This is a genomic window from Bradyrhizobium iriomotense (genome assembly GCF_030160715.1).
Classification (GTDB): domain Bacteria; phylum Pseudomonadota; class Alphaproteobacteria; order Rhizobiales; family Xanthobacteraceae; genus Bradyrhizobium; species Bradyrhizobium iriomotense.
On record NZ_BSOW01000021.1, the window covers coordinates 1 to 20932 of the forward strand.

At 65.8% G+C, this 20932-nt stretch carries 22 protein-coding genes and 1 pseudogene; 12 read left to right on the forward strand and 11 right to left on the reverse strand.

What is annotated here, in order from left to right; translation table 11 throughout:
- From QQL28_RS27315 to petA, 6 genes and pseudogenes are all read right to left on the reverse strand, one after another.
- Positions 1 to 490: pseudogene (locus tag QQL28_RS27315) on the reverse strand (anthranilate synthase component I); the annotation flags it as partial.
- Between the two features lie 280 nt (positions 491 to 770).
- Entirely contained in the window at positions 771 to 998 is a 228-nt protein-coding gene (locus QQL28_RS27320) for a hypothetical protein (RefSeq protein ID WP_284270452.1), read from the reverse strand.
- A gap of 32 nt (positions 999 to 1030) precedes the next feature.
- Positions 1031 to 1426 carry a hypothetical protein gene (locus tag QQL28_RS27325; protein WP_284270453.1) on the reverse strand — a complete coding sequence of 132 codons (396 nt, stop codon included), beginning with the start codon at positions 1424 to 1426 and terminating at the stop codon, positions 1031 to 1033.
- Between the two features lie 144 nt (positions 1427 to 1570).
- Positions 1571 to 2245 carry a dienelactone hydrolase family protein gene (locus tag QQL28_RS27330; RefSeq protein WP_284270454.1) on the reverse strand — a complete coding sequence of 225 codons (675 nt, stop codon included), beginning with the start codon at positions 2243 to 2245 and terminating at the stop codon, positions 1571 to 1573.
- A gap of 283 nt (positions 2246 to 2528) precedes the next feature.
- On the reverse strand, positions 2529 to 4592 hold the full coding sequence (gene fbcH, locus QQL28_RS27335; RefSeq protein WP_284270456.1) for a cytochrome b/c1: 2064 nt from the start codon (positions 4590 to 4592) through the stop codon (positions 2529 to 2531).
- A 62-nt stretch (positions 4593 to 4654) separates the two neighbouring features.
- Entirely contained in the window at positions 4655 to 5185 is a 531-nt protein-coding gene (gene petA, locus QQL28_RS27340; protein WP_254107914.1) for a ubiquinol-cytochrome c reductase iron-sulfur subunit, read from the reverse strand.
- Between the two features lie 279 nt (positions 5186 to 5464).
- Here petA and QQL28_RS27345 point away from each other — a divergent pair, with 279 nt between their 5' ends.
- The 9 genes from QQL28_RS27345 to QQL28_RS27385 all read left to right on the forward strand — a co-directional run bounded on the left by QQL28_RS27345 (position 5465) and on the right by QQL28_RS27385 (position 12280).
- Complete coding sequence (locus tag QQL28_RS27345; RefSeq protein WP_284270458.1) at positions 5465 to 5923, forward strand: tRNA (cytidine(34)-2'-O)-methyltransferase; 459 nt, start codon at positions 5465 to 5467, stop codon at positions 5921 to 5923.
- Positions 5924 to 5941: 18 nt separating this feature from the next.
- Positions 5942 to 6598 (forward strand): 7-carboxy-7-deazaguanine synthase, encoded by a 657-nt coding sequence (gene queE, locus QQL28_RS27350; protein ID WP_284270460.1) that lies wholly within the window; start codon positions 5942 to 5944, stop codon positions 6596 to 6598.
- 16 nt (positions 6599 to 6614) lie between these two features.
- A complete protein-coding gene (locus QQL28_RS27355; protein ID WP_284270462.1) occupies positions 6615 to 6980 on the forward strand; it encodes a 6-pyruvoyl trahydropterin synthase family protein in 366 nt (121 codons plus the stop codon).
- 85 nt (positions 6981 to 7065) lie between these two features.
- Complete coding sequence (gene hemF, locus QQL28_RS27360) at positions 7066 to 7953, forward strand: oxygen-dependent coproporphyrinogen oxidase (RefSeq protein WP_284270464.1); 888 nt, start codon at positions 7066 to 7068, stop codon at positions 7951 to 7953.
- On the forward strand, positions 7944 to 8687 hold the full coding sequence (locus QQL28_RS27365; RefSeq protein ID WP_284270465.1) for an HAD family hydrolase: 744 nt from the start codon (positions 7944 to 7946) through the stop codon (positions 8685 to 8687). Before hemF ends, QQL28_RS27365 begins: the two co-directional genes overlap by 10 nt.
- Before the next feature lie 99 nt (positions 8688 to 8786).
- Entirely contained in the window at positions 8787 to 9827 is a 1041-nt protein-coding gene (locus tag QQL28_RS27370) for a hypothetical protein (protein WP_284270475.1), read from the forward strand.
- 95 nt (positions 9828 to 9922) lie between these two features.
- A complete protein-coding gene (locus QQL28_RS27375) occupies positions 9923 to 10150 on the forward strand; it encodes a YodC family protein (RefSeq protein ID WP_284270477.1) in 228 nt (75 codons plus the stop codon).
- Between the two features lie 271 nt (positions 10151 to 10421).
- Positions 10422 to 11684, forward strand: coding sequence for a DUF2157 domain-containing protein (locus QQL28_RS27380; protein ID WP_284270478.1), 1263 nt, complete (start codon positions 10422 to 10424; stop codon positions 11682 to 11684).
- Positions 11681 to 12280, forward strand: coding sequence for a GDYXXLXY domain-containing protein (locus QQL28_RS27385; protein WP_284270480.1), 600 nt, complete (start codon positions 11681 to 11683; stop codon positions 12278 to 12280). Before QQL28_RS27380 ends, QQL28_RS27385 begins: the two co-directional genes overlap by 4 nt.
- Positions 12281 to 12312: 32 nt before the next feature.
- Here the strand turns inward: QQL28_RS27385 and QQL28_RS27390 are convergent, their stop codons facing one another.
- The 5 genes from QQL28_RS27390 to QQL28_RS27410 are packed head-to-tail and all read right to left on the reverse strand — an operon-like array spanning position 12313 to position 15874.
- Positions 12313 to 13080 (reverse strand): sulfite exporter TauE/SafE family protein, encoded by a 768-nt coding sequence (locus QQL28_RS27390; protein WP_284270481.1) that lies wholly within the window; start codon positions 13078 to 13080, stop codon positions 12313 to 12315.
- Positions 13077 to 14333 carry a CCA tRNA nucleotidyltransferase gene (locus tag QQL28_RS27395; RefSeq protein ID WP_284270483.1) on the reverse strand — a complete coding sequence of 419 codons (1257 nt, stop codon included), beginning with the start codon at positions 14331 to 14333 and terminating at the stop codon, positions 13077 to 13079. Before QQL28_RS27395 ends, QQL28_RS27390 begins: the two co-directional genes overlap by 4 nt.
- Before the next feature lie 10 nt (positions 14334 to 14343).
- Positions 14344 to 14607, reverse strand: coding sequence for a DUF6111 family protein (locus tag QQL28_RS27400; RefSeq protein ID WP_284270485.1), 264 nt, complete (start codon positions 14605 to 14607; stop codon positions 14344 to 14346).
- The gene (locus QQL28_RS27405) at positions 14604 to 15239 is read right to left on the reverse strand and encodes a CoA pyrophosphatase (protein ID WP_431309648.1); all 636 of its coding nucleotides are present in this window, start codon (positions 15237 to 15239) and stop codon (positions 14604 to 14606) included. The genes QQL28_RS27400 and QQL28_RS27405 overlap by 4 nt, the downstream gene beginning before the upstream one ends.
- Before the next feature lie 32 nt (positions 15240 to 15271).
- Entirely contained in the window at positions 15272 to 15874 is a 603-nt protein-coding gene (locus QQL28_RS27410) for a DUF1285 domain-containing protein (RefSeq protein WP_284270703.1), read from the reverse strand.
- Positions 15875 to 16131: 257 nt separating this feature from the next.
- Here QQL28_RS27410 and QQL28_RS27415 point away from each other — a divergent pair, with 257 nt between their 5' ends.
- Genes QQL28_RS27415 through QQL28_RS27425 form a run of 3 tightly spaced genes read left to right on the forward strand, consistent with a single transcriptional unit; the run spans position 16132 to position 20881 of the window.
- The gene (locus tag QQL28_RS27415) at positions 16132 to 17130 is read left to right on the forward strand and encodes an AAA family ATPase (RefSeq protein ID WP_284270488.1); all 999 of its coding nucleotides are present in this window, start codon (positions 16132 to 16134) and stop codon (positions 17128 to 17130) included.
- The gene (locus tag QQL28_RS27420) at positions 17130 to 18074 is read left to right on the forward strand and encodes a DUF58 domain-containing protein (protein ID WP_284270489.1); all 945 of its coding nucleotides are present in this window, start codon (positions 17130 to 17132) and stop codon (positions 18072 to 18074) included. Before QQL28_RS27415 ends, QQL28_RS27420 begins: the two co-directional genes overlap by 1 nt.
- A complete protein-coding gene (locus tag QQL28_RS27425) occupies positions 18071 to 20881 on the forward strand; it encodes a DUF4159 domain-containing protein (RefSeq protein ID WP_284270491.1) in 2811 nt (936 codons plus the stop codon). The genes QQL28_RS27420 and QQL28_RS27425 overlap by 4 nt, the downstream gene beginning before the upstream one ends.
- The last annotated feature ends 51 nt before the right edge of the window (positions 20882 to 20932 follow it).

Here is a 20932-nt window from a genome sequence, read left to right on the forward strand (position 1 = left end):
AGGCCCCGAACAGGCCGAGCAGCCCGTCGTCATTGGCGGAAAAGGCGGCGACGAGATCGCGCACCAGCGACATCACGCTGGCGCGCCGGGTGCGCTGATCCTCCTCGACCGGCGCATCGCCGCGGATGATATGGCCGGCAAGCCGCGAGGCCGTCTTCTCGGAGATCACCACGCAGGGTTCGCGCAGCACGTCGGCGAGGAAGGCGATCAGCACCTGCCCACGCTGGTTCAGCGCTTCCAGCCTGAAATTGACGCCAACGGTTTCGAGCTTGAGCGGCGGATCGGAGAAACCGAGGTCAAAACTCTCGTAGCGGCCGGGCACGGTCGTGCCCGACGAGAGGACCACGCCGCGGCGGCGGTCGAGCAGATTGACGAGATCGTCGAGCCTGTTGGCACCGCCGCTAAACTGCTCGGCCACGCGCGTGATCGCGAGACCCGCGCGGGTCACATGGTCGCTTCTGGCCGGGAGGGCAAAGACTGTCCTGTTCATGGTGTCCTCTTACGAAACTTGCCGAGGGAACGCCACACAGGACAAACGATCAGGCCGCCGCACTGCGTTGGCGACCTTCGACGATTTTGGGAAAAGAAATCGCACCGGCCACCTCTTAGGAGGTGCGCCACCAAAGACGGGACGGGCGGACGGCGGTGCTCATGGGGGAACTACACACCATGGCGCGGCGGCGGCGTCAAGGGCACAGTCCTGATGCGCCTGCTTGAACGCCCCAACGACCCAGCGCGGCCCAGAACTCCCTTGCCGCCGGAGCCTAACCTCACAGGCCACACTTCTTCCAGAGCGCGGCCATCTCCTCGTCGCTGGCGAACTCGCCCCGTTCGGCTTCCGCGAAACCTTCGAGAACGGCGGCACGATGCTCTTCCGGCACAGAGAACAGATCACCATCAGCAGCGACGATCTGCTCCAGCACCTCGGCGACGTAGGCCTGCCGATCCTCCGGCAGCTTTCGCACCTGCTCGACTGCGTCTTCCAGGACCTTGATCATGGAGCGAGTATACAGGAGTTCGGGGCCAGTAGCTAATACGCCCCGACCTCATATCCGATCGCCCGAAATCCGTTGTCGGGGACATAGCGGAATTCGAAGGTGAATTCGGAGTTCGTGTCATGCCAGGTCAGCGCGCAGTGCCCCTCGGGGAGTGACAGGAGTTTTGCGGTGTGCAGATGCTTGCGCATGAAGGGCGTGAACAACGTGTCGTAGCGCTGCAGGAATTCGGCCTCGCTCTTGACCGGGCCGCTCTGAACGTCGTGCTTGCCTTCCGCCGACCAGAACTCGACGGGAAAGGAGATCAGCTTGACGATGCGGCTCTTGTCGTTCGCATTCGCCGCGCCTTCGAAGTCGTTGCGGAAGGCCTGAAATTCCGGCCCGTTACAGGCGGGATCCTTGGCCCAACAAGGTGCCGCTAGGGCGGTCACGAATAATGATGCTATCAGGAAGGCCTTCATGGGGGGGGCTCGGCGCCGATGTGTTGGCTCCGGCGCGGCAGAGTCGTGACCGCGCCAAAGCAGCCGCCCGATTCCGGGCAGCCTGTCTTGTGTCGCATCAGCGCGCCGCTGCGTTCATCCCAGATGTTTCCTGAAGAACTCGGTCGCGCGGCCCCAGGCGAGCTCGGCGGCTTCGCGGTCGTGCACCGCCTGGCGCTGCTCGTTGACGAAGGCGTGCTCGGCGTCATAGCGGAACAGCTCGAGCGACTTGCCGGCTGCCTTCATGGCCTTTTCGAAGCCATTGACCAGCTCCGGCGTGCACCAATCGTCCTTGTTGGCGAAATGCGCCTGGAGCGGGATCTTGACGTCAGCCGGCTTGGCCGCCTGCTCCGGCGGGATGCCGTAGAACACGACGCCGGCCGCAAGCTCCGGGATCTTGGTGGCGCCGATGATGGTCACAGCACCGCCCAGGCAAAAGCCGGTCAGCCCGACCTTGGCGCTGTTGCGCGCCAGGTATTGCGCGGCGCCGCGCACGGTCTGGGTGGTGGCATCCATGAAATCGAGCGAGTTCATCTCGCGATTGGCCGCATCCATGTCGTGATACGGCACCACCTTGCCCTTGTAGAGGTCGGGCGCCAGCGCATCGAAGCCGGCGAGCGCAAAGCGGTCGCACAGGCCCTTGATCTGGTCCGACAGCCCCCACCATTCCTGGATCACGACGACGCCCGGCGCGTTGCCGCGCGCGGTATTGGCGAGATAGCCCGACGCATCCTTGCCGTCCGGACGCTTGAAGGTGATGACGGTGCCCATGCTTTCCTCCGACGAGTTTCTGGGGGACGTTGCAGGTATTTTGGCCGCTGCGCGAGCGATAGGCAATCGCCGCCCCATACAAACTCTCGTGCCCCGGATGCTGCGCAGCGCGCGGCATCTTTGCGGCGTGATGCGCTGCTGATCCGGGGCCCAGCCACGAGCAGGCTGGGTCCCGGTTCTGCGGCACCGTTGCACGCTGCGCCGCGCCCGGGACACGAGGGAGTGCAACTAACAAAAAAGCCCCCTTGCGGGGGCTTTTCTATTTCTCTCGCTATTCGGCCGCTCAGTGCGCGTCGGCCCAGACCTTCTTCTTGGTGAAGTACATCAGACCGGTGAAGATGATCAGGAACACGAACACCTGGAAGCCGAGCTGCTTGCGCGCCTCCATGTGCGGCTCCGCGGTCCACATCAGGAACGTGGTGACGTCCTTGGCATATTGCGCGACCGTGGTCGGCGAGCCGTCGTCATAGGTGACTTGGCCGTCGCTGAGCGGCTTCGGCATCTTGATGGCGTGGCCCGGGAAGTACTTGTTGAAGTAGGAGCCCTCCGGGATGGTCACGCCTTCCGGCACCTTCTCCTCAAAGCCCTGCAAGACCGCCGCGACGTAGTCCGGGCCCTGCTCCTGGTACTGGGTGAAGAAGTCGAAGATGAACCAGGGGAAGCCGCGGCCGTAGGAGCGCGCCTTGGTGATCAGCGACAGGTCGGGCGGCGCCGCACCGCCGTTCGCCGCGCGAGCCGCCTGCTCGTTCGGGAAGGGCGACGGGAAGTAGTCCGCCGGCCGGCCCGGACGCTCGAACATCTCGCCCTGGTCGTTCGGACCGTCCTTGATCTTGTACTCGGAGGCGAACGCCGACGCCTGCGCCACGGAATAGCCGGGGCCGCCGGCCTCCGCGAGGTTGCGGAAGGCGACATAGGACAGGCCGTGGCAGTTGGCGCAGACCTCCTTGTAGACCTTCAGGCCACGCTGGAGCGCGCCGCGGTCGAACTTGCCGAACGGACCGGCGAACGACCACTTGATGCCCGGCGGCCTGTCGGAGCCTTCCGAAGCGCGCGCGTCCCCGAGCGTGCCGGCGAACAGGGCGCCGGCAGCGACCAGCGCGACCGCGATGGAGACCGCGACCTTGCCGCCCTTGGCCAGCACCGCGTCTGCGATCGAGTTCGGCACCGGCCGCGGGGTCTCGATGCGCGAGAGCAGCGGCAGCACGATCAGGAAGTAGGCGAAGTAGCAGACCGTCAGGACACGGCCGGCGATCACGTAGATGCCCTCCGGCGGCTGCGCGCCGAGATAGCCGAGCAGGATGCAGACCACGACGAAGATCCAGAAGAACTGCTTGGCCAGCGGGCGATACTTCATCGATCGGGTCTTGGCGCTGTCGAGCCAGGGCAGGAATGCCAGCACGATGATCGCCGAGAACATCGCGATGACGCCTGCCAGCTTGTTCGGGATCGAGCGCAGGATCGCGTAGAACGGCAGGTAGTACCATTCCGGCACGATGTGCGGCGGCGTCACGCCCGGATTCGCCGGGATGTAGTTGTCGGCGTCGCCGAGATAGTTCGGCATGTAGAAGATGAACCAGGAATAGAAGATCACGAAGCAGGACACGCCGAACAGGTCCTTGATCGTCGCATACGGCGTGAACGCCACCGTGTCCTTTTCCGTCTTGGCTTCGACGCCGTCCGGATTGTTCTGGCCGGCGACGTGCAGCGCCCAGACGTGCAGGACGACGACGCCCGCAATCAGGAACGGCAGCAGATAGTGCAGCGAGAAGAAGCGGTTCAGCGTCGGGTTGCCGACGGAGTAGCCGCCCCAGAGCAGCGTCACGATGCTCTCACCGAAATAGGGAATGGCGGAGAACAGGTTGGTGATGACGGTGGCGCCCCAGAAGCTCATCTGGCCCCACGGCAGCACGTAGCCCATGAAGCCGGTCGCCATCATCAGGAGGTAGATGATGACGCCGAGAATCCACAGCACCTCGCGCGGCTCCTTGTAGGAGCCGTAGTACAGGCCGCGCAGCATGTGGACGTAGACGGCGAAGAAGAACATCGACGCGCCGCAGGCGTGCATGTTGCGGAGTAGCCAGCCGTAGTTCACGTCGCGCACGATCAGCTCGACCGAGCGGAAGGCGAGATCGGCGTGCGGCGTGTAGTGCATCGCCAGGATCACGCCGGTGACGATCTGCATCCCGAGCATGAAGGACAGGATGGCGCCGAAGGTCCACCAGTAGTTCAGGTTACGCGGCGTCGGATAGGCGACGAACGAGGAGTGCATAAGACCAAAGATCGGCAGCCGCCGCTCGATCCATTTCAGGGCTGGATTGCTCGGCTGGTAGTCGGAGGGTCCGCTCATGATGCGATCCTGAGGAAATAAACGACGCGACGGCACGAAGCTTCGGGCGCGGGGTCCGAAGCTCAGCCGATCTGGATTTTGGTGTCGGAGACGAACTGATAGGGCGGCACCGGCAGGTTTGCGGGTGCGGGCCCCTGGCGGATACGCCCCGAGGAATCGTACTGCGAGCCGTGGCAGGGGCAGAAGAAGCCGTCGTAATTGCCCTCATGCGCGATCGGGATGCAGCCGAGATGGGTGCAGATGCCGATCACGACCAGCCACTGCTCGTGCCCGGCCTTGACCCGCGCCTCGTCGGATTGCGGATCGGGCAGGCTCGCGACGTTGACCGCGCGCGCCTCTTCGATCTGCTTCTTGGTGCGATGGCTGATGTAGATCGGCTTGCCGCGCCAGAACACCTTGATGTCCTGGCCTTCGGCCACCGGGGTCAGATCGACCTCGATCGGCGCGCCGGCGGCGATCGTCGAGGCGTCCGGATTCATCTGGGAAATGAACGGCCAGAGCGTCGCAACACCCCCCACTGCCGCTGCTGCCCCCGTTGCAACGAAAAGGAAATCACGGCGTGTCGGATGGTCCGCCGAAGACGCTGTCGTCACGATTCCAACCCTTTCTTCTTATGCGACCGGCGGAACCGCCCCAGGGGGCGCCCAAAGGTCCCCGGAACTGGCTGCCGGCGCCCGCGGCCCCCCGCGGCGGCAGAACTTTGCTTGATCCGCGCCAAAACGAGCGAAACAGCAGTCCAGAATCGTTCTATTGGCACCCTTGCCGGGCGAGCGCAAGCCCGCTATCGGCGCGCAAGCGTGCAATGCACGAATTCCGCGGCCAGCGATGTTTTATTGAGACATTTCCGGTCCGCACCAACCCCGTCGCAGCCCATGCAGATAGCGCTCTTCCAGCCCGACATCCCCCAGAACACCGGCACGATTCTCAGGCTCTGTGCCTGTCTGGACATGGCCGCCCATATCATCGAGCCGGCGGGTTTTCCCGTCTCCGACCGCTTGTTCCGCCGGGCGGGAATGGACTATCTGGACCAGGTCAGCGTGAGCCGTCACGACTCCTGGTCGAAATTTGAGGCATGGCGCACGGAACAGGGGTACCGGCTGCTGCTGTTCACCACCAAGGGCGCGACCAACTATCTTGATTTTCGCTACCAGCCGTCGGACATCCTGCTGCTCGGGCGCGAGAGCGCAGGGGTCACCGACGAGGTGGTCGCGGCCGCGGATGCGCGGCTCGTCATCCCGATCAAGCCGGGGCTGCGCTCGCTCAATGTGGCGATGACCGCGGCGATGGCCGCAGGCGAAGCGCTGCGGCAGACCCGCACCCCTCAGGCCTAGAGCTTTAAGGAGAGCATGGTGAGTTACGCGGTCAAGGAAATCTTCCTGACCCTGCAAGGCGAAGGCGCCCATGCCGGGCGCGCGGCGGTGTTCTGCCGTTTTGCCGGCTGCAACCTCTGGAGCGGCCGCGAGGCCGACCGCGCCGGTGCCGTCTGCCAGTTCTGCGACACGGATTTCGTCGGCACCGATGGCACGCTGGGCGGACGCTACGCCACGGCGGAGGACCTTGCGGCGACGATCGCCGCGCAATGGACGGGAACCCAAAAACAAGATCACGGACAACATCAAGGTAACCGTTATGTCGTGCTGACCGGTGGCGAGCCGCTCTTGCAGGTAGACGGCGCGCTGGTCGATGCGCTACACGGCAACGGCTTCGAGATCGGGGTCGAGACCAACGGCACGATCCTTCCGCCTGATGGCCTCGACTGGATCTGCGTCAGTCCGAAGGCGGGAAGCGATCTCGTCGTGCGGCGCGGTCACGAGTTGAAGCTGGTCTATCCGCAAGCGCTGGCGCTGCCGGAAGCTTTCGAAGGCCTCGCCTTCGAGCGGTTCTCGCTGCAACCGATGGACGGGCCTGAGGTGGCCGAGAACACCGCGCGCGCCATCGACTATTGCCTGCGCCACCCGCAATGGCGGCTCAGCGTGCAAACACACAAGACGCTCGGCATCAGATAGGACTGACGTTCACAAGATGTGGGAATTGACGAAATCATTCCGCTTCGAGGCGGCGCACACGCTGTCGGGCACGACCTTTGGCGCGGCGAGCGAGGAGATTCACGGCCATTCCTTCCGCGCCGAGGTGAGCTTGCGCGGCACGCCGGATCCGGTGACCGGCATGGTGGTGGATCTCGGCCTCCTCCAGCGCGCGATCGAGGACGTTCGGCTGACGCTCGACCACAAGTTTCTCAACAAGATCGAGGCACTGGGTGTCCCGACGCTTGAAAACCTCTCGCGCTTCGTCTGGGAGCGCCTTGCGCATCTCGGCGGGCTGACCCGCGTCAGCATCCATCGCGACAGTTGCAACGAGAGCTGCACCTATTACGGTCCGCAAGAATAGCGGCAAGACTAGACTTCGTAGGGTGGGCAAAGCCTAGCGTGCCCACCCTACGCGACGCTCCGCTTGGTTGGCGACGGGAATGCAGATGGACGTATCGATAATCGAGGACCGCAAGGCACGCGCGCGGGGCTGGTTTGAGTCTCTGCGCGACGACATCTGCGCAAGCTTCGAGCGGCTTGAGGACGACGCGCCGCAAGCACTCTATCCCGATGCGGCCGGCCGTTTCGTGCGCACGCCGTGGCAGCGCACCGATCACACCGGCGCGCCCGGCGGCGGCGGCGTGATGTCGATGATGTATGGCCGCCTGTTCGAGAAGGTCGGCGTGCATTGCTCGACCGTGCATGGCGAGTTCGCGCCCGAATTCCGCGCGCAGATCCCCGGCGCGGCGGACGATCCGCGGTTCTGGGCGTCGGGCATCTCGCTGATCGCGCATATGCGCAATCCGAACGTGCCGGCCGTGCACATGAACACGCGCTTCGTGGTCACGACGAAAGCCTGGTTCGGCGGCGGCGCCGATTTGACGCCGGTGCTCGACCGGCGGCGCACGCAGGAGGATGCGGACACGGTCGCCTTCCACGCCGCGATGCAGGAGGCCTGCACCGGGCCGAACGGCGTCGCCGACTACGACAAGTACCGGAAATGGTGCGACGAGTATTTCTATCTTCCGCACCGGAAAGAGGCCCGCGGCATCGGCGGCATCTTCTACGACTGGCACGACAGCGGCGATTGGGAAGCCGATCTCGCCTTCACCCAGGACGTCGGCCGCGCCTTCCTGAAGATCTATCCGGAGCTCGTGCGGCGCAATTTCGCGGCCGCCTGGACGGCTGCCGATCGCGAGGAGCAGCTGGTCCGGCGCGGACGCTACGTCGAGTTCAACCTGCTCTACGACCGCGGCACCATCTTCGGGCTGAAGACCGGCGGCAATGTGGATTCGATCCTGTCGTCGCTGCCGCCGGAAGTGAAATGGCCATGACCGCAATGCCCCTCCCCCACGCCATGCTGATCGACATGGATGACACCATCCTGTCGGCCTATGGCCGTCCCGAGATCGCCTGGAACACGATCGCGGCCGAGTTCGCGGCCGAGCTTGCCCCACTGCCGCCGGAGCAGGTCGCCGCAGCCGTTCTGACGTTTGCGCGGAATTTCTGGGCCAATGCGGAAGCCGCCTGGCGGCTCAAGCTCGGCGAGGCCCGGCGCCTGACGGTGAAAGGCGGCTTCGCGGCGCTCGCCGCAAGCGGGCACCGCGCCCTGCCCGACGATCTCGCCGTTCGCCTTGCCGACCGCTTCACCACCTATCGCGAGGAGGAGATGTTCGTCTTCCCCGGCGCGCATGAGGCGATCGACCGGCTGAAGGTGCTTGGCGTCAAGCTCGCGCTGGTGACCAATGGGGCTGCCGACATGCAGCGCGCCAAGGTCGAGCGTTTCGAATTGACCCACCGCTTCGACCACATCCAGATCGAGGGCGAGCACGGTTTCGGCAAGCCCGAGGAGCGCGCCTATCTGCACGCGATGGACGCGCTCGGGGTCACCGCCGGGGATACCTGGATGATCGGCGACAATCTGGAATGGGAAGTCGTGACGCCGCAACGCCTCGGCATCTACGCGATCTGGATGGACGTGCATGGCGAGGGCTTACCTGCGGGATCGCCGATCAAGCCCGACCGCATCATCCGCTCGCTGACCGAACTCCTGCCCCGGACGCCCTAGCGGCAACCTCCTTAAGTGAAATTCTTCACAGACCGCAATCCCGGATTGCGGTACGATCGCGCTCGGGCGCGGAGGGTTGAGGCGAGAACGGAGGCAGCGATGCAGGACGTTCCAAGAGAGATCAAGCGCGCGCAGGCGCCTGCGAAGAAATCAGGCCTGTGGGACAGCATCCAGTCCTGGGACAGTCGCCTCTCGGTCACCAAGGGATTGACCATCGTCACCCTGCTCACCGGGTTCTTCGGCGGCTACTTCCAATATCTCAATTCCTACGAGGAAAAGGTCGGCGAGCAGGCCAAGGCCGACATGGCCGCGGCCACCTCGACCTTCATCGAGATCTCCAACGCCTTCGCCGAGGTCCAGATGCTTCAGGAGAGCATCCTTACGGATTATGCCGAGGCTCGGACGGCGAAGGCGGATGCCGCCGTCATGCAGGTGGACGCGAAGGCCGCCTCCGACCTCGCTTCGGACTATTCCAAGGCGCGGACGGCGCTGCGACAGAACGGACTCGTTTTTGCGCGCAAGGCGGAGATCTACATCGATTGGCCGAGCGATCTCAGCCGCGATCCGGCCGCCCCGCGCACCCTCGACCAGGACCCGCTCACGGACATGCTGCTCACCGAGTACAATTTCGACTGCGACGCCGAAGCCAACCTCCCTCACTTCAAGGGAGCCATCTTTGACGGCACCGATCATGGGCCGCCGAATGAAGAGCTCTGCACGGACCCCACCGCCAACGGACCCAAGGCTTACGTCGATCTTTGTGCCAGACAACGAGGCAGCGGAGCGGTCGATCCCCTGCGAAAGGTGGTCAACATCAACTGGTGGAGCGCCAAGCACCACGTGCTGATCATGCATCATTGCTTCGAGGCATTGCGGGGCAGGCCGGGCGCCGCAATCGATATGAACCAGAGCGGCAAACAGCCACTTCCGAAGCAACAGGAGGACTACAAGGAGAGGCTCAACACGCAGGCCCGACGCATCGATGCCTATATGACGCTGACGATGGCCCAACTCGAGCGCATCAGGGTGAAATACCGTCCGTCCGGTTTCCTCTGCCACGTTCCGCTCGCGCGCGATGTCATCGGCCTGTTCAGCGACCAGTGCACGCCCATCCGGACCGCGGTGAGCGAGCGCGGTTGAAATCATCCACAGGAACGAAAGTCCTCGTCCGGGCCGTGATCGCCCTGTCATGACGGCTTGCTAGCCTCGGGTCGATCTACTCGGAGGACAAATCCATGGAATTGAAAGCCGGCGATATCGTCATGCTGAAATCAGGCGGGCAACCAATGACGGTTGCGGACGTGAAAGAGGACGAGGTGCTCTGCCTCTGGATGGGCATGGAAGGCGACCTTTACCGCCAGGAGCTGCCGCTCGCCGTGCTCGAGCAGGTCGAGGCGGAAGAGGAAGAGGATGATGACGAAGAGGACGAAGAAGACGAAGAAGACGACGACGACGAGGAGTAATGTCCTCGCGTCCGGCGCCCCGCATACGTTCCGCTTCGCGATCGCGGCCCTCCAATTGAAGTCGGGCCGCGATTTGCTTCGAATCTCCCGACCACCCTCTTGAACCTGCCGCCGTTCCACCGCAACCGATAGGGTAGTAGATTGATTCTGCCCTAGCGGGAGCCGGCAATGCCACGTGGAAGACTCGTCCCAAGCCCGGAGACACCCTGCCGGTGCAAGGTGGCGACAGACCGAACCTCCTCTCCCGGAGGCCGGCGACGGCGAACTGGCGATGCTTGATCGAGCCTACCGGCAGCGCCTCGAAGCTGATCTCGCGCGATGGGAAGCCGACGGCGTGGTCACGCCGGCGGCCGTAGCCGCCATCCGCGGTGCGCTTCCGGCGACTGCCTCCCGCTTCAACATTCCCGTCGTGGTGGGCATTGTCGGCGGCCTGTTGATCGCAGCCGCGTTCCTGGCCTTCGTAGCCGCACATTGGTTGGAAATTGCGCGACCATCGCGCTTCGCAATCCTCATCACGGGCATCGTTGCGTCCAACGGGCTCGGCGCGTGGTTCGCCCGCACCGAGCGACCCATCCTCGCCGACCTCTGCGCAAGCGTCGGCGCGGTCATTTTCGGGGCCGGTATCGCACTCGTCGGCCAGATGTATCACCTCGGCGACGACTTTGCCGGGGGCATGCTGCTGTGGGCCGTGGGCGCGCTCTGCGCAGCCGCGCTGACCAGCTCGCGCGGCGCGCTTGCGGTGGCGCTCGTCGCGGCAAGCATCTGGACTTGCATGCGCATCATCGACCTCGATGACGGCCCGCACCTTCCGTTCGTCGCGCTCTGGCTCATCGCAGGCGCCCTTGCGCTGATCTGGAAGTCGCGTGTGGCCGCTCATCTTGTCGCGCTGGCGACGTTGCCGTGGTGGATTGCGACGGCAATTCGGCTTGACCTGTTCGAGCTCACGCCGTTCCTTGTTCTTGCCAATGGTGCAGCGCTGCTGCTGGGCGGCGGGCTGGCGCTGGCCGCTACGCCGTGGCCGCGGACGCGCGAAGCGGGCGGCGTATTGTCGAACTACGGCGCATTCGCGCTGGCCGTCGTTGCCGCCCTGGAGGTGATTGCATCCAACGACGTGCTCCGCGCCGGCTCCGATGGCGCCCCACCGTGGGCAATCGCTTGCGGCGTCGCCGGCACAATCGCAGCCTTCGCAGTCGGAGTGCTTAGACGAGAGGCCGGCGCGGCCTTTGCCGGCGGCGCGATGGCGCTCATGATGATCGCGACCGTCGTGTGGCCGTTGCGGCAAACCGGCGAGCCATGGCCTGCCTATGCCGTCGTGCTCAGCGCCATGCTTTGCCTCGTCGTTTCAGGCATGCTCGACGGCAGCCGCGCGCGGATGGTTGCCGGCTGGCTCGGCATCGCCGGCGTGATTGCCGGCATCACCTGGGCCGTCCAGGGCTCGCTGCTGCGTCGCTCGGCGTTTCTCGCCGCGGCGGGCGTCGTCGCGATCGCGATGGCGGCCGTGCTCAACCGCCTGCTGCCGAGGACCGAGACATGACCAGCATCGCCGGCTCCTTGCAGCGCATCCCCAAGGTCGCCCTCTTCGCGGCCGCCGCGCTGATTCAGTTCGCGCTCTTGGCCGTCATGATCATCGATCGGGTCCAGATCCTGCGCGACGGCGCGGAGATCGCCCTGCAAACGCGTCCCGTCGATCCCAGGGATCTCCTGCGCGGGGACTACGTTCGGCTGGCCTATGACATTTCGGAGGTGCCGTCAGGACCGCTACAAGATCAACCCGCCGGGGCCCGCAATCCGATCGTGTTCGTCAAGTTGACGCCCGATCGCGACGGTCTCTACAAGGCCGTCTCGGTGCATGCCAAAGCCGTCCCGGTGACGAGCCCGGAGGTGTTGATCCGCGGCCGCGTCACTTACGGCACGAATTGCGGCCCGGATTCCCGCGCCTTCTGCACCGCACTGCGCATCAACTACAATCTGGAACGCTATTTCGTTCCCGAAGGTGAGGGACTGAAGCTCGAGCAGGCGCGCGACCGGCGCAAGCTGACCGTCGTGGCTGCGGTCACACCCTCCGGACGCGCCGCCATCAAACGGCTCTTGGTCGATGGCAAGCCTGCCTACGAGGAGCCGTGGTTCTGAGAGAACGGGCCTCGTAGCGATGCACCGGGCTCTCAGATGAACTGCTTCACTGCAGCCGATATCATCACGAGCCCGCCCGTGATCACCGCAACGTCGAGGATCGCGGCATGGATGTGCACCGGCATCCGCTCGACAAAGGCCTTTGCCAGGAACGCACCCGGCACCGCCATCCCGCCGATCAGCAGCGCAAACGCCAGCACCTGCGCGGTCACCGCGCCGGCGAGGCCGAACACCGAGATCTTGATGAGGCCGGTGCCGAGCGAGATCATCGCGTCGGTCGCAATCACCGCCGCGCCTTCGAGACCCGCCGCCATCAGCAGCGAGAGCAGGATCACGCCCGAGCCCGAGGTGCCGCCGACCAGCACGCCGTAACCGACCGAGCCTGCCGCAAGGCCCGTATTGCCGATCTTGACCTGGCGGCGGCGCAGCACGCGGCGCAGCGGCACGCTCAGGATCAGCATGGTGCCGATCACCAGCGCCGCGCCGGCATTGGTGAGGCGCGTGTAGCCGTAGGCGCCGAGCGCCGTCGTCAGCGCCGCGCAGGCAAGCACGATCAAGGCGCGGCGGCGATCGGCATAGCTGACATAGGCAACCGCGCGGCTGAGATTGGTGAAGATCGCGGAGATCGCGATGATCGGCACTACGGGCTCGGCGCCGACCATCGGCACCAGCACCAGCGGCATTAGGGCGCCGGTGCCATAGCCGGCAAGACCACCGATGATCGAAGCAAACAACGCCATCAACGCGACCAGCAGAAGCTGCAAAATCGAGATATCGGCGAAGCCTGAGACGATGGTCACGTTTTCTGATCGCGGCTGACGCGTGCCGCAGCTTGATCTGCGATGGAAGCGAGCGCCGCCTCCTCTAGGGGAAAATCCGCCGCCAGCCAAGCGTCCTCGGCGAGCGTCAACACACGTCCGAGCGCGGGCCCTTCCGCCATGCCGCGCGCGATGAAGTCGGCGGCTTTCAGCGGAAATTTCGGCGGCGTCCAGCGTTGCGGCAGCTCGGCAAGCTCGCGCCAGCGCACCGAGCCCACGTCACCGGCGTCCCTCGACCAGGCCAGCAACACGCGATCGTGATAGCGCTCTGCACCGAGCCGATAGAGCAGCCGGCGCGCATTGGCCTCGTCCCTATTGGCGAACCGCCACCAGCGATGCCCCATCGAATCCAGCGCCTTGGCCTCCGCATTGCTGAGCCTGAGCCGTGCCGCGACGCGCTTGGCGTCCTCGGTGACGGCGACCGTCAGCGCGGCTAGGCGCCGGGTCGCGCTCACGGGCAGACCAAGCTCGTGCTCGATCGCGATCATCCTCGCCAGCGGGCCGGAATAGGCCACCCCGCCGATCAATGGTTGGAGCAGGCCACCGTCGGCCATGGCCAGCACTGCTGGCGCAGCACCGGCTGCGACCAGCAGCTTCAGTATTTCCATGCGCACCCGCTCGGCCGAGAGGCCGGCAAGCCCGGCGCGGCCACGGATGCAGGCGAGATAGCCGTCGCGGTCCGGCTCGCCAGCGCCGAAGGCGGCGTGGATGCGGAAGAAGCGCAGGATGCGCAGGTAATCTTCCGCGATGCGCTGGTCGGGATCGCCGATGAAGCGCACGCGCCGCGCGGCGACGTCTGCAAGCCCGCCGACATGGTCGTGCACGACGCCGTGCGCGTCGACCGACAACCCGTTCATGGTGAAGTCGCGCCGCTCGGCGTCCCTCACCCAGTCACGGCCGAACACAACCCTGGCCTTGCGGCCGAAGGTCTCGGTGTCCTCGCGCAGCGTGGTCACTTCGTACGGCTGCCCGTCGATGACCAAAGTGATGGTGCCGTGGTCGATGCCGGTCGGAACGCTCTTGATGCCGGCGCTCTTGGCACGCCGCATCACCTCCTCCGGCAATGCGGTGGTTGCGATATCCATGTCGCCCGGCGGCAGCTTGAGGAGCGCGTTGCGCACGGCGCCGCCGACCACGCGTGCCTCCTCGCCGCCCGCGTTCAGGAGTTTCAGGACGCGCGCGGTCCCGCCGGAGGTCAGCCAGGAGGCATCGGCAAGCAGGGGCTCCGCGCTCATCTGCCGGCCCCTATTTCTCGACGCCCGGCACGAGCCTGCCGTTCTCGACATGCGCGGGGACATAGGTCGAGTTCGGCGAGGCGCCGGTGAAATGCGCAAGTCCGATCAGGCTTGCGATCACCAGCACCAGTGCGACCAGCAAGAGGCGGGCGATGGTGTAGACCGGCCAGGAGGACTGCACGAACAGGCCGGAGCGCGTCGCGACCAGGAACAGGGCATAGACCGCGAAGGGAATGAGGAAGATTCCGATCTCGGTCAGCGCCGGCCGGATCATGGCAAATAGATCCGCTCATACAACACACGCAATATCCCGGCGGTCGCGCCCCAGATGTACCGCTCCGCGAACGGCATCGCGTAGTAGAAGCGCTCCATGCCGCGGAATTCCTTGCTATGCACCTGGTGGTTCGCCGGATCCATCAGGAAGGATAGCGGCACCTCGAAGGCGTCATCAACCTCGGAATGGTTGATCGTCAGCTCAAATCCCGGCCGGACCTTTGCGACCGTCGGCAGGATGCGGAAGCCGAAGGCGGTGCCGTAGAGATCGAGATAGCCGACCGGCTCGACGAAGTCGCGCGACAGGCCGACCTCTTCCTCGGCCTCGCGCAGCGCCGCATCGCGCGGAGAGGCGTCCATCGCGTCGATCTTGCCGCCGGGAAAAGCGATCTGCCCGGCATGGTCGTTCAGGTGCGCCGAGCGCTGCGTCAGCAGCACGGTCGGCTCGGGCCGGTCGATGACCGGGATCAGGACCGCCGCTGGGCGCACCGGCTGCTCGCGCGCAACGATCTCGAGCATCTTGTCGGTGCCGGGATCACCCGACATCGGCACGATGTTGGGATCATAAAGGGCGGACGGCACGTCGAAGGTCAGCCGCGCCTTGGAGCGGGCGAAAAAATCCGCCGCGCCCAACCGGACTGGTTCGTCCTTCTGAAACGGCTTGGTCAAAGCGCGGCCCTCACCTGCTCAGCATCCGCCATGGCGAAGAATTCGCCGGCCGACTCGACACCGAACATCGGCTGGCCATCGACCATCCGCTCCTCGCCCATGTCAACCAGATCGTAGTAGAGCGCGCGTGTCACCTTGGCCCAAAGGTCAGAGCGCACGTGCAGATAGGGTGTCAGCCCGCCGTCGGCCGCCTGCTCGAAGCGCAAGCCATGCGCAGCATCGCACCTCACCCAATCGTCGACATTGGTGCGGAAGCTCAGCACGCGATGGTTGCCCTCGCCCTCCTTCTGCATCTCGACCGCCATGAACGGCGCGTCGTCGACGCGAATCCCGACTTTCTCCACAGGCGTGACGAGAAAGTGCTTGCCCTCTTCGCGTTTCAGGATGGTCGAGAATAGACGCACCAGCGCCGGGCGGCCAATTGGCGTCCCCATGTAGAACCATGTACCATCGGAGGCGATTCGAATGTCGAGATCGCCGCAAAACGGCGGATTCCACAGATGCACCGGGGGCAGCCCTTTTTGGGCAGCACCCGCGTTCTTGGCGGCGGCGGTCAGCCCGTCAAGACCCCGATTTTTGCTCTGCCCTTGGTTCGCCATGGTTTGCCCTGACTTTGTCTTTGGCACGATTGGTGCAGGTCTACATTGTACCTCAGTGAGCGGTTCCACACCGGAATCATCCGGTGTGCAAGGTCGCCACTTCGTGATGCCGTACATATCCCGAAGCCGATAAGGTGGGGATAGCTTAATTCAGCGAATACAGGGCCGTCCTGCAAGTCTAGCATGGAGCCCAAGAGCTGACATGTGATGAGATGACGACGCGAGCGGGCCGCGTGAACGGCTTAAGGAGCTGACGGATGGCGGAAAGTGTCGAAAAACTCGAGGACGTGATCGTCCGCTCTGCCGAGCAGGTGTCGGGGCAGATTCGCGCCGCCAAGGACGCGATCGCAACCGTCATCTTCGGCCAGGACAGCGTGATCGAGAACACGCTGGTGACGATCCTCTCCGGCGGTCATGCGCTGCTGATCGGCGTGCCCGGTCTGGCCAAGACCAAGCTCGTCGAGACGCTCGGCATCACGCTCGGCCTGGACGCCAAGCGCATCCAGTTCACGCCGGACCTGATGCCGTCGGACATTCTCGGCGCCGAAGTGCTCGACGAGAGCACCGCCGGAAAGCGCTCGTTCCGCTTCATCGCCGGTCCCGTCTTCGCGCAGCTCCTGATGGCCGACGAAATCAACCGCGCAAGCCCGCGCACGCAGTCCGCGCTCCTGCAAGCGATGCAGGAGCAGCACATCACGGTCGCCGGCGCGCGTCACGACCTGCCGAAGCCCTTCCACGTGCTGGCCACGCAAAACCCGCTCGAGCAGGAAGGCACCTACCCGCTGCCCGAAGCGCAGCTCGACCGCTTCCTGATGGAGATCGACGTCGACTATCCCGATCGCGACGCCGAGCGGCGCATCCTGTTCGAGACCACCGGCGCCGAAGAGACGCTGGCGAAGGGATCGATGACGGCGGATGCGCTGATCGCGGCCCAGCGATTGGTGCGGCGCTTGCCGGTCGGCGATTCCGTGGTGGAGGCCATTCTGTCGCTGGTGCGCTCGGCGCGTCCCGGTCCCGACGGTGGCGAAACCGGCAAGCTGATCGCCTGGGGACCCGGTCCCCGCGCCAGCCAGTCGCTGATGCTGGCGGTGCGTGCACGCGCGCTGCTCGACGGCCGCCTCGCACCATCGATCGACGACGTGCTCGACCTCGCCGAGCCGGTGCTGAAGCACCGCATGGCACTGACGTTCCAGGCGCGCGCCGAAGGTCGCACGATTCCGGACGTGATCCGGCAATTGAAGACACGGATCGGTTGATGGCCGCAGAGAACGGGCACACAGCGAAGGAGATCATTGCGATCCGACGTGCCGATGGCGAAAGCCGCACGCTCGCCGCTTCGCTGCCGCGCCTGGTGTTAGAGGCCCGCCGCATCGCCGCCAACGTCATCCACGGCCTGCATGGCCGCCGCCGCGCCGGCTCCGGCGAAAGCTTCTGGCAATATCGCCGCTTCGTCTCCGGCGAGCCGTCGCAGAACGTCGACTGGCGCCGTTCCGCACGTGACGACCATCTCTATGTCCGCGAGCAGGAATGGGAAGCCGCGCACACGGTGTGGATCTGGCCCGACCGTTCGCCGTCGATGGCGTTCGCATCACGGCAGGCGCGTGACTCCAAGCTCGAGCGCACGCTGATCGTGGCATTCGCGCTGGCCGAGTTGCTCGTCTCCGGCGGCGAGCGCGTCGGCATTCCCGGCCTGATGGCACCGACCGCGAGCCGCAGCGTCATCGACAAGATGGCGCAGGCGATGCTGCATGACGACGCGGAACGGCCGAGCCTGCCACCGTCCTTCGTGCCCTCGGCACTCGCCGAGACGGTCGTGCTGTCCGATTTCTGGTCGCCGATCGCCGAGATCAGGAGCATGCTCGCAGGGCTCTCCAGCTCCGGAGCCCATGGCACCCTGGTTCAGATCGTCGATCCCGCCGAGGAGACGTTCCCCTATTCCGGCCGCGTCGAATTCGTCGAGCCCGAGGGCTTTGGCGTGATCACCGCGGGCCGCGCCGAAAGCTGGGCGCAGGATTACACCGCGCGGCTCGCCCTGCATCGCGACCAGATCCGCGACGAGACCAACAAGCTCGACTGGCTGTTCGCCACCCACGTCACCGACCGCTCCGCCGCCGAACTGCTGCTGTTCCTGCATGCCGGCATGCAGGTGAGCAAATCGGGCGTGCGCTCGACCACCGTCAAAGCGGGGCCCGCCGCATGATCGGAAGCCTGCCGCTCGCCTTCACCGAACCGCTGCTCCTGATCGGGCTCGTCAGCCTGCCGGTACTGTGGTGGCTGCTGCGCGTGATGCCACCGCGACCGCGCCGCATCGAATTCCCGCCGACGCGCCTGCTGTTCGACATCGCGCCGAAGGAAGAGACGCCCTCGCGCACGCCCTGGTGGCTCACGGCGCTGCGCCTGCTCGCGGCCGCACTGGTGATCTTCGCCGCCGCCGGCCCGATCTGGAATCCGCAGACGGGCCTTGCCGGCAGCAAGGCGCCGCTGATGATCATGTTCGACGACGGCTGGAGCGCGGCCTCGAACTGGGATACCCGGATCAAGGCCGCGGACGAGCTGATCGCCAATGCCGACGGCGACCGCCGCGCCATCGCGCTCGTGCCGCTCTCGGAGCCGAACCGCGACATCACGCTGATGCCGGCCGGCGCGGCGCGCGTTGCGCTGCGGCAGCTCGCACCAAAACCCTATTCCGTCGAGCGCGTCGAAACTCTCACCGCGATTGATCGTTTCCTGAAAGCCACCGGTGACTGCGAGATCGCCTGGCTGTCCGACGGCGTCGACACCGGCCGCGGCGAGGAATTCCTGCAAGGCCTGACCAAGACGATCGGAGATCGTAGCTTGACGGTGTTCGAAGGCGGCACCTCCTCCCCGCTGGCGCTGGTTGCGGCGGAGAATGCGGCCGCAAAGATGGTCGTGAAGGTGCTGCGCACCGACAGCGGCATTGCGGCCGGCACCGTGCGCGCGCTGGACCAGAAGGGATCGCCGATCGGTGAGGCTCGCTACACCTTTGGCCCGCAGGACAAGGAAACCGAGGCCGCCTTCGACCTGCCGGTTGAACTGCGCAACGACATCACGCGGCTCGAAATCTCCGGCGAACGCTCCGCGGGCGCCGTGCAACTGCTCGACAAGCGCTGGCGACGCCGCGCCATCGGCATCGTCTCCGGTGCAACCAGCGAGACCGCGCAGCCGCTGCTCGCGCCGACCTTCTATCTCACCCGCGCGCTGGCGCCGTTCGCCGACGTCCGCCTCGCCGACAAGGGCGCGCCGCAGCAGGGCATCGCGCAATTCCTCGATCAGAAGCTGCCGATGATCATCTTGGCCGATGTCGGCACCGTCGCGCCCGAAATCCGCGAGCGCCTCAACGCCTGGGTCGACCAGGGCGGCGTGCTGGTGCGCTTCGCAGGCCCCCGCCTCGCGCAGGCCGAAGACGATCTCGTGCCGGTGAAGCTGCGCAAGGGCGGCCGCACGCTCGGCGGCAGCCTGACATGGGAGAAGCCGCAGCACCTCGCCGCCTTCACCGCGGACGGTCCGTTCGCCGGCGTCCCTGTGCCCAAGGACGTCACCGTGAACCGTCAGGTGCTTGCAGAGCCCGATGCTGTACTGGCGACCAAGAGCTGGGCCTCGCTCGAAGACGGCACGCCCCTCGTCACCGGCGAGCATCGCGGCAAGGGTCTGGTCAGCCTGTTTCACGTCAGCGCCGACATGCGCTGGTCGGATCTGCCGATGTCGGGCACCTTTGTCGAAATGCTGAGGCGGATCGTCGACATGTCCGGCTACACCGCGAAGCCCGGCGCCGGCGTTGCCGGTGAGGCCAGCGCCGAGACGGTAGCGCCGCTGCACATCCTCGACGGCTTCGGCGCCTTTGGCCCGCCACCCGCCACGGCAAAGCCGCTGTCGGCCGACTATCGCGACCGCGCCACGCCCGATCATCCGCCCGGCTTCTACGGCCCTGCGGAAGGACCGCTGGCCGTAAACACGCTCGCCGCCGCCGACCGTATCGCCCTGCTCAACACCGCGAGCCTGCGCGCCCGGCACGCGACCTACACCAACGCCGAGCCGCGCGACCTGCGCGGCTGGCTGCTCTCGACCTCGCTGGCGCTGTTCCTGATCGACGCCATCATCGTTGCGCTGCTCGGCGGCGGCCTTGCCGCGCTCTTGCGCCGGCGCGCGGCGCCCGCCGTGCTTGCGATCGGGTTGGTGCTCGCCGGCGCGCTGTCACCCGCGCCGTCACGCGCCGACAGCGCTGCTGACGATTTTGCGATGAAAGCCGTCTCGCAGACCCGCTTGGCCTATGTAGTGACTGGTAACGCCGACGTCGATTCCATCGTGAAGGCCGGCATGTCCGGGCTGACGCTGTTCCTGGCGCAGCGCACCGCGCTCGAAGCCGGCGATCCCGTCGGCGTCGATCCGGCGCGCGACGAGCTCGCCTTCTTCCCGCTGATCTACTGGCCGATCGTTCCGGGCGCGCCCAAGCCGCCGCAGGACGCCATCAACAAGATCGACGCCTACATGAAGCAGGGCGGCACCGTGATCTTCGACACCCGTGACGCGGTCGAAGCGCCGCCCGGCGAGAACGGCGCATCGCAGACGCCGGGCATGCAGTCGCTGCGCGAGATCCTCTCCTCGCTCGACGTACCCGAGCTCGAGCCTGTGCCGCGCGAGCACGTGCTGACCAAGACGTTCTATCTGCTGCGCGACTTCCCCGGCCGCTTCAACACCGGGCAGACCTGGGTCGAGACCCTGCCGCGCGAGGAAGAGGACGAGAGCGCGCAGCGCCCAGCGCGCGGCGGCGACGGCGTCTCGCCGATCATCATTACCTCGAACGATCTTGCGGGCGCCTGGGCGATCCGTCCCGATGGCCAGCCGATGCTGCCGCTGACGCCGGGCGAGCCGCGCCAGCGCGAATTCGCCTTCCGCGCCGGCGTCAACATCGTGATGTACACGCTGACCGGCAACTACAAGGCCGACCAGGTGCACGCGCCGGCGCTGATCGAGCGGCTCGGTCAATGAGCATGATCCGGAAAAGTGGAAGCCGGTTTTCCGGCGAGATCATGCTCACAA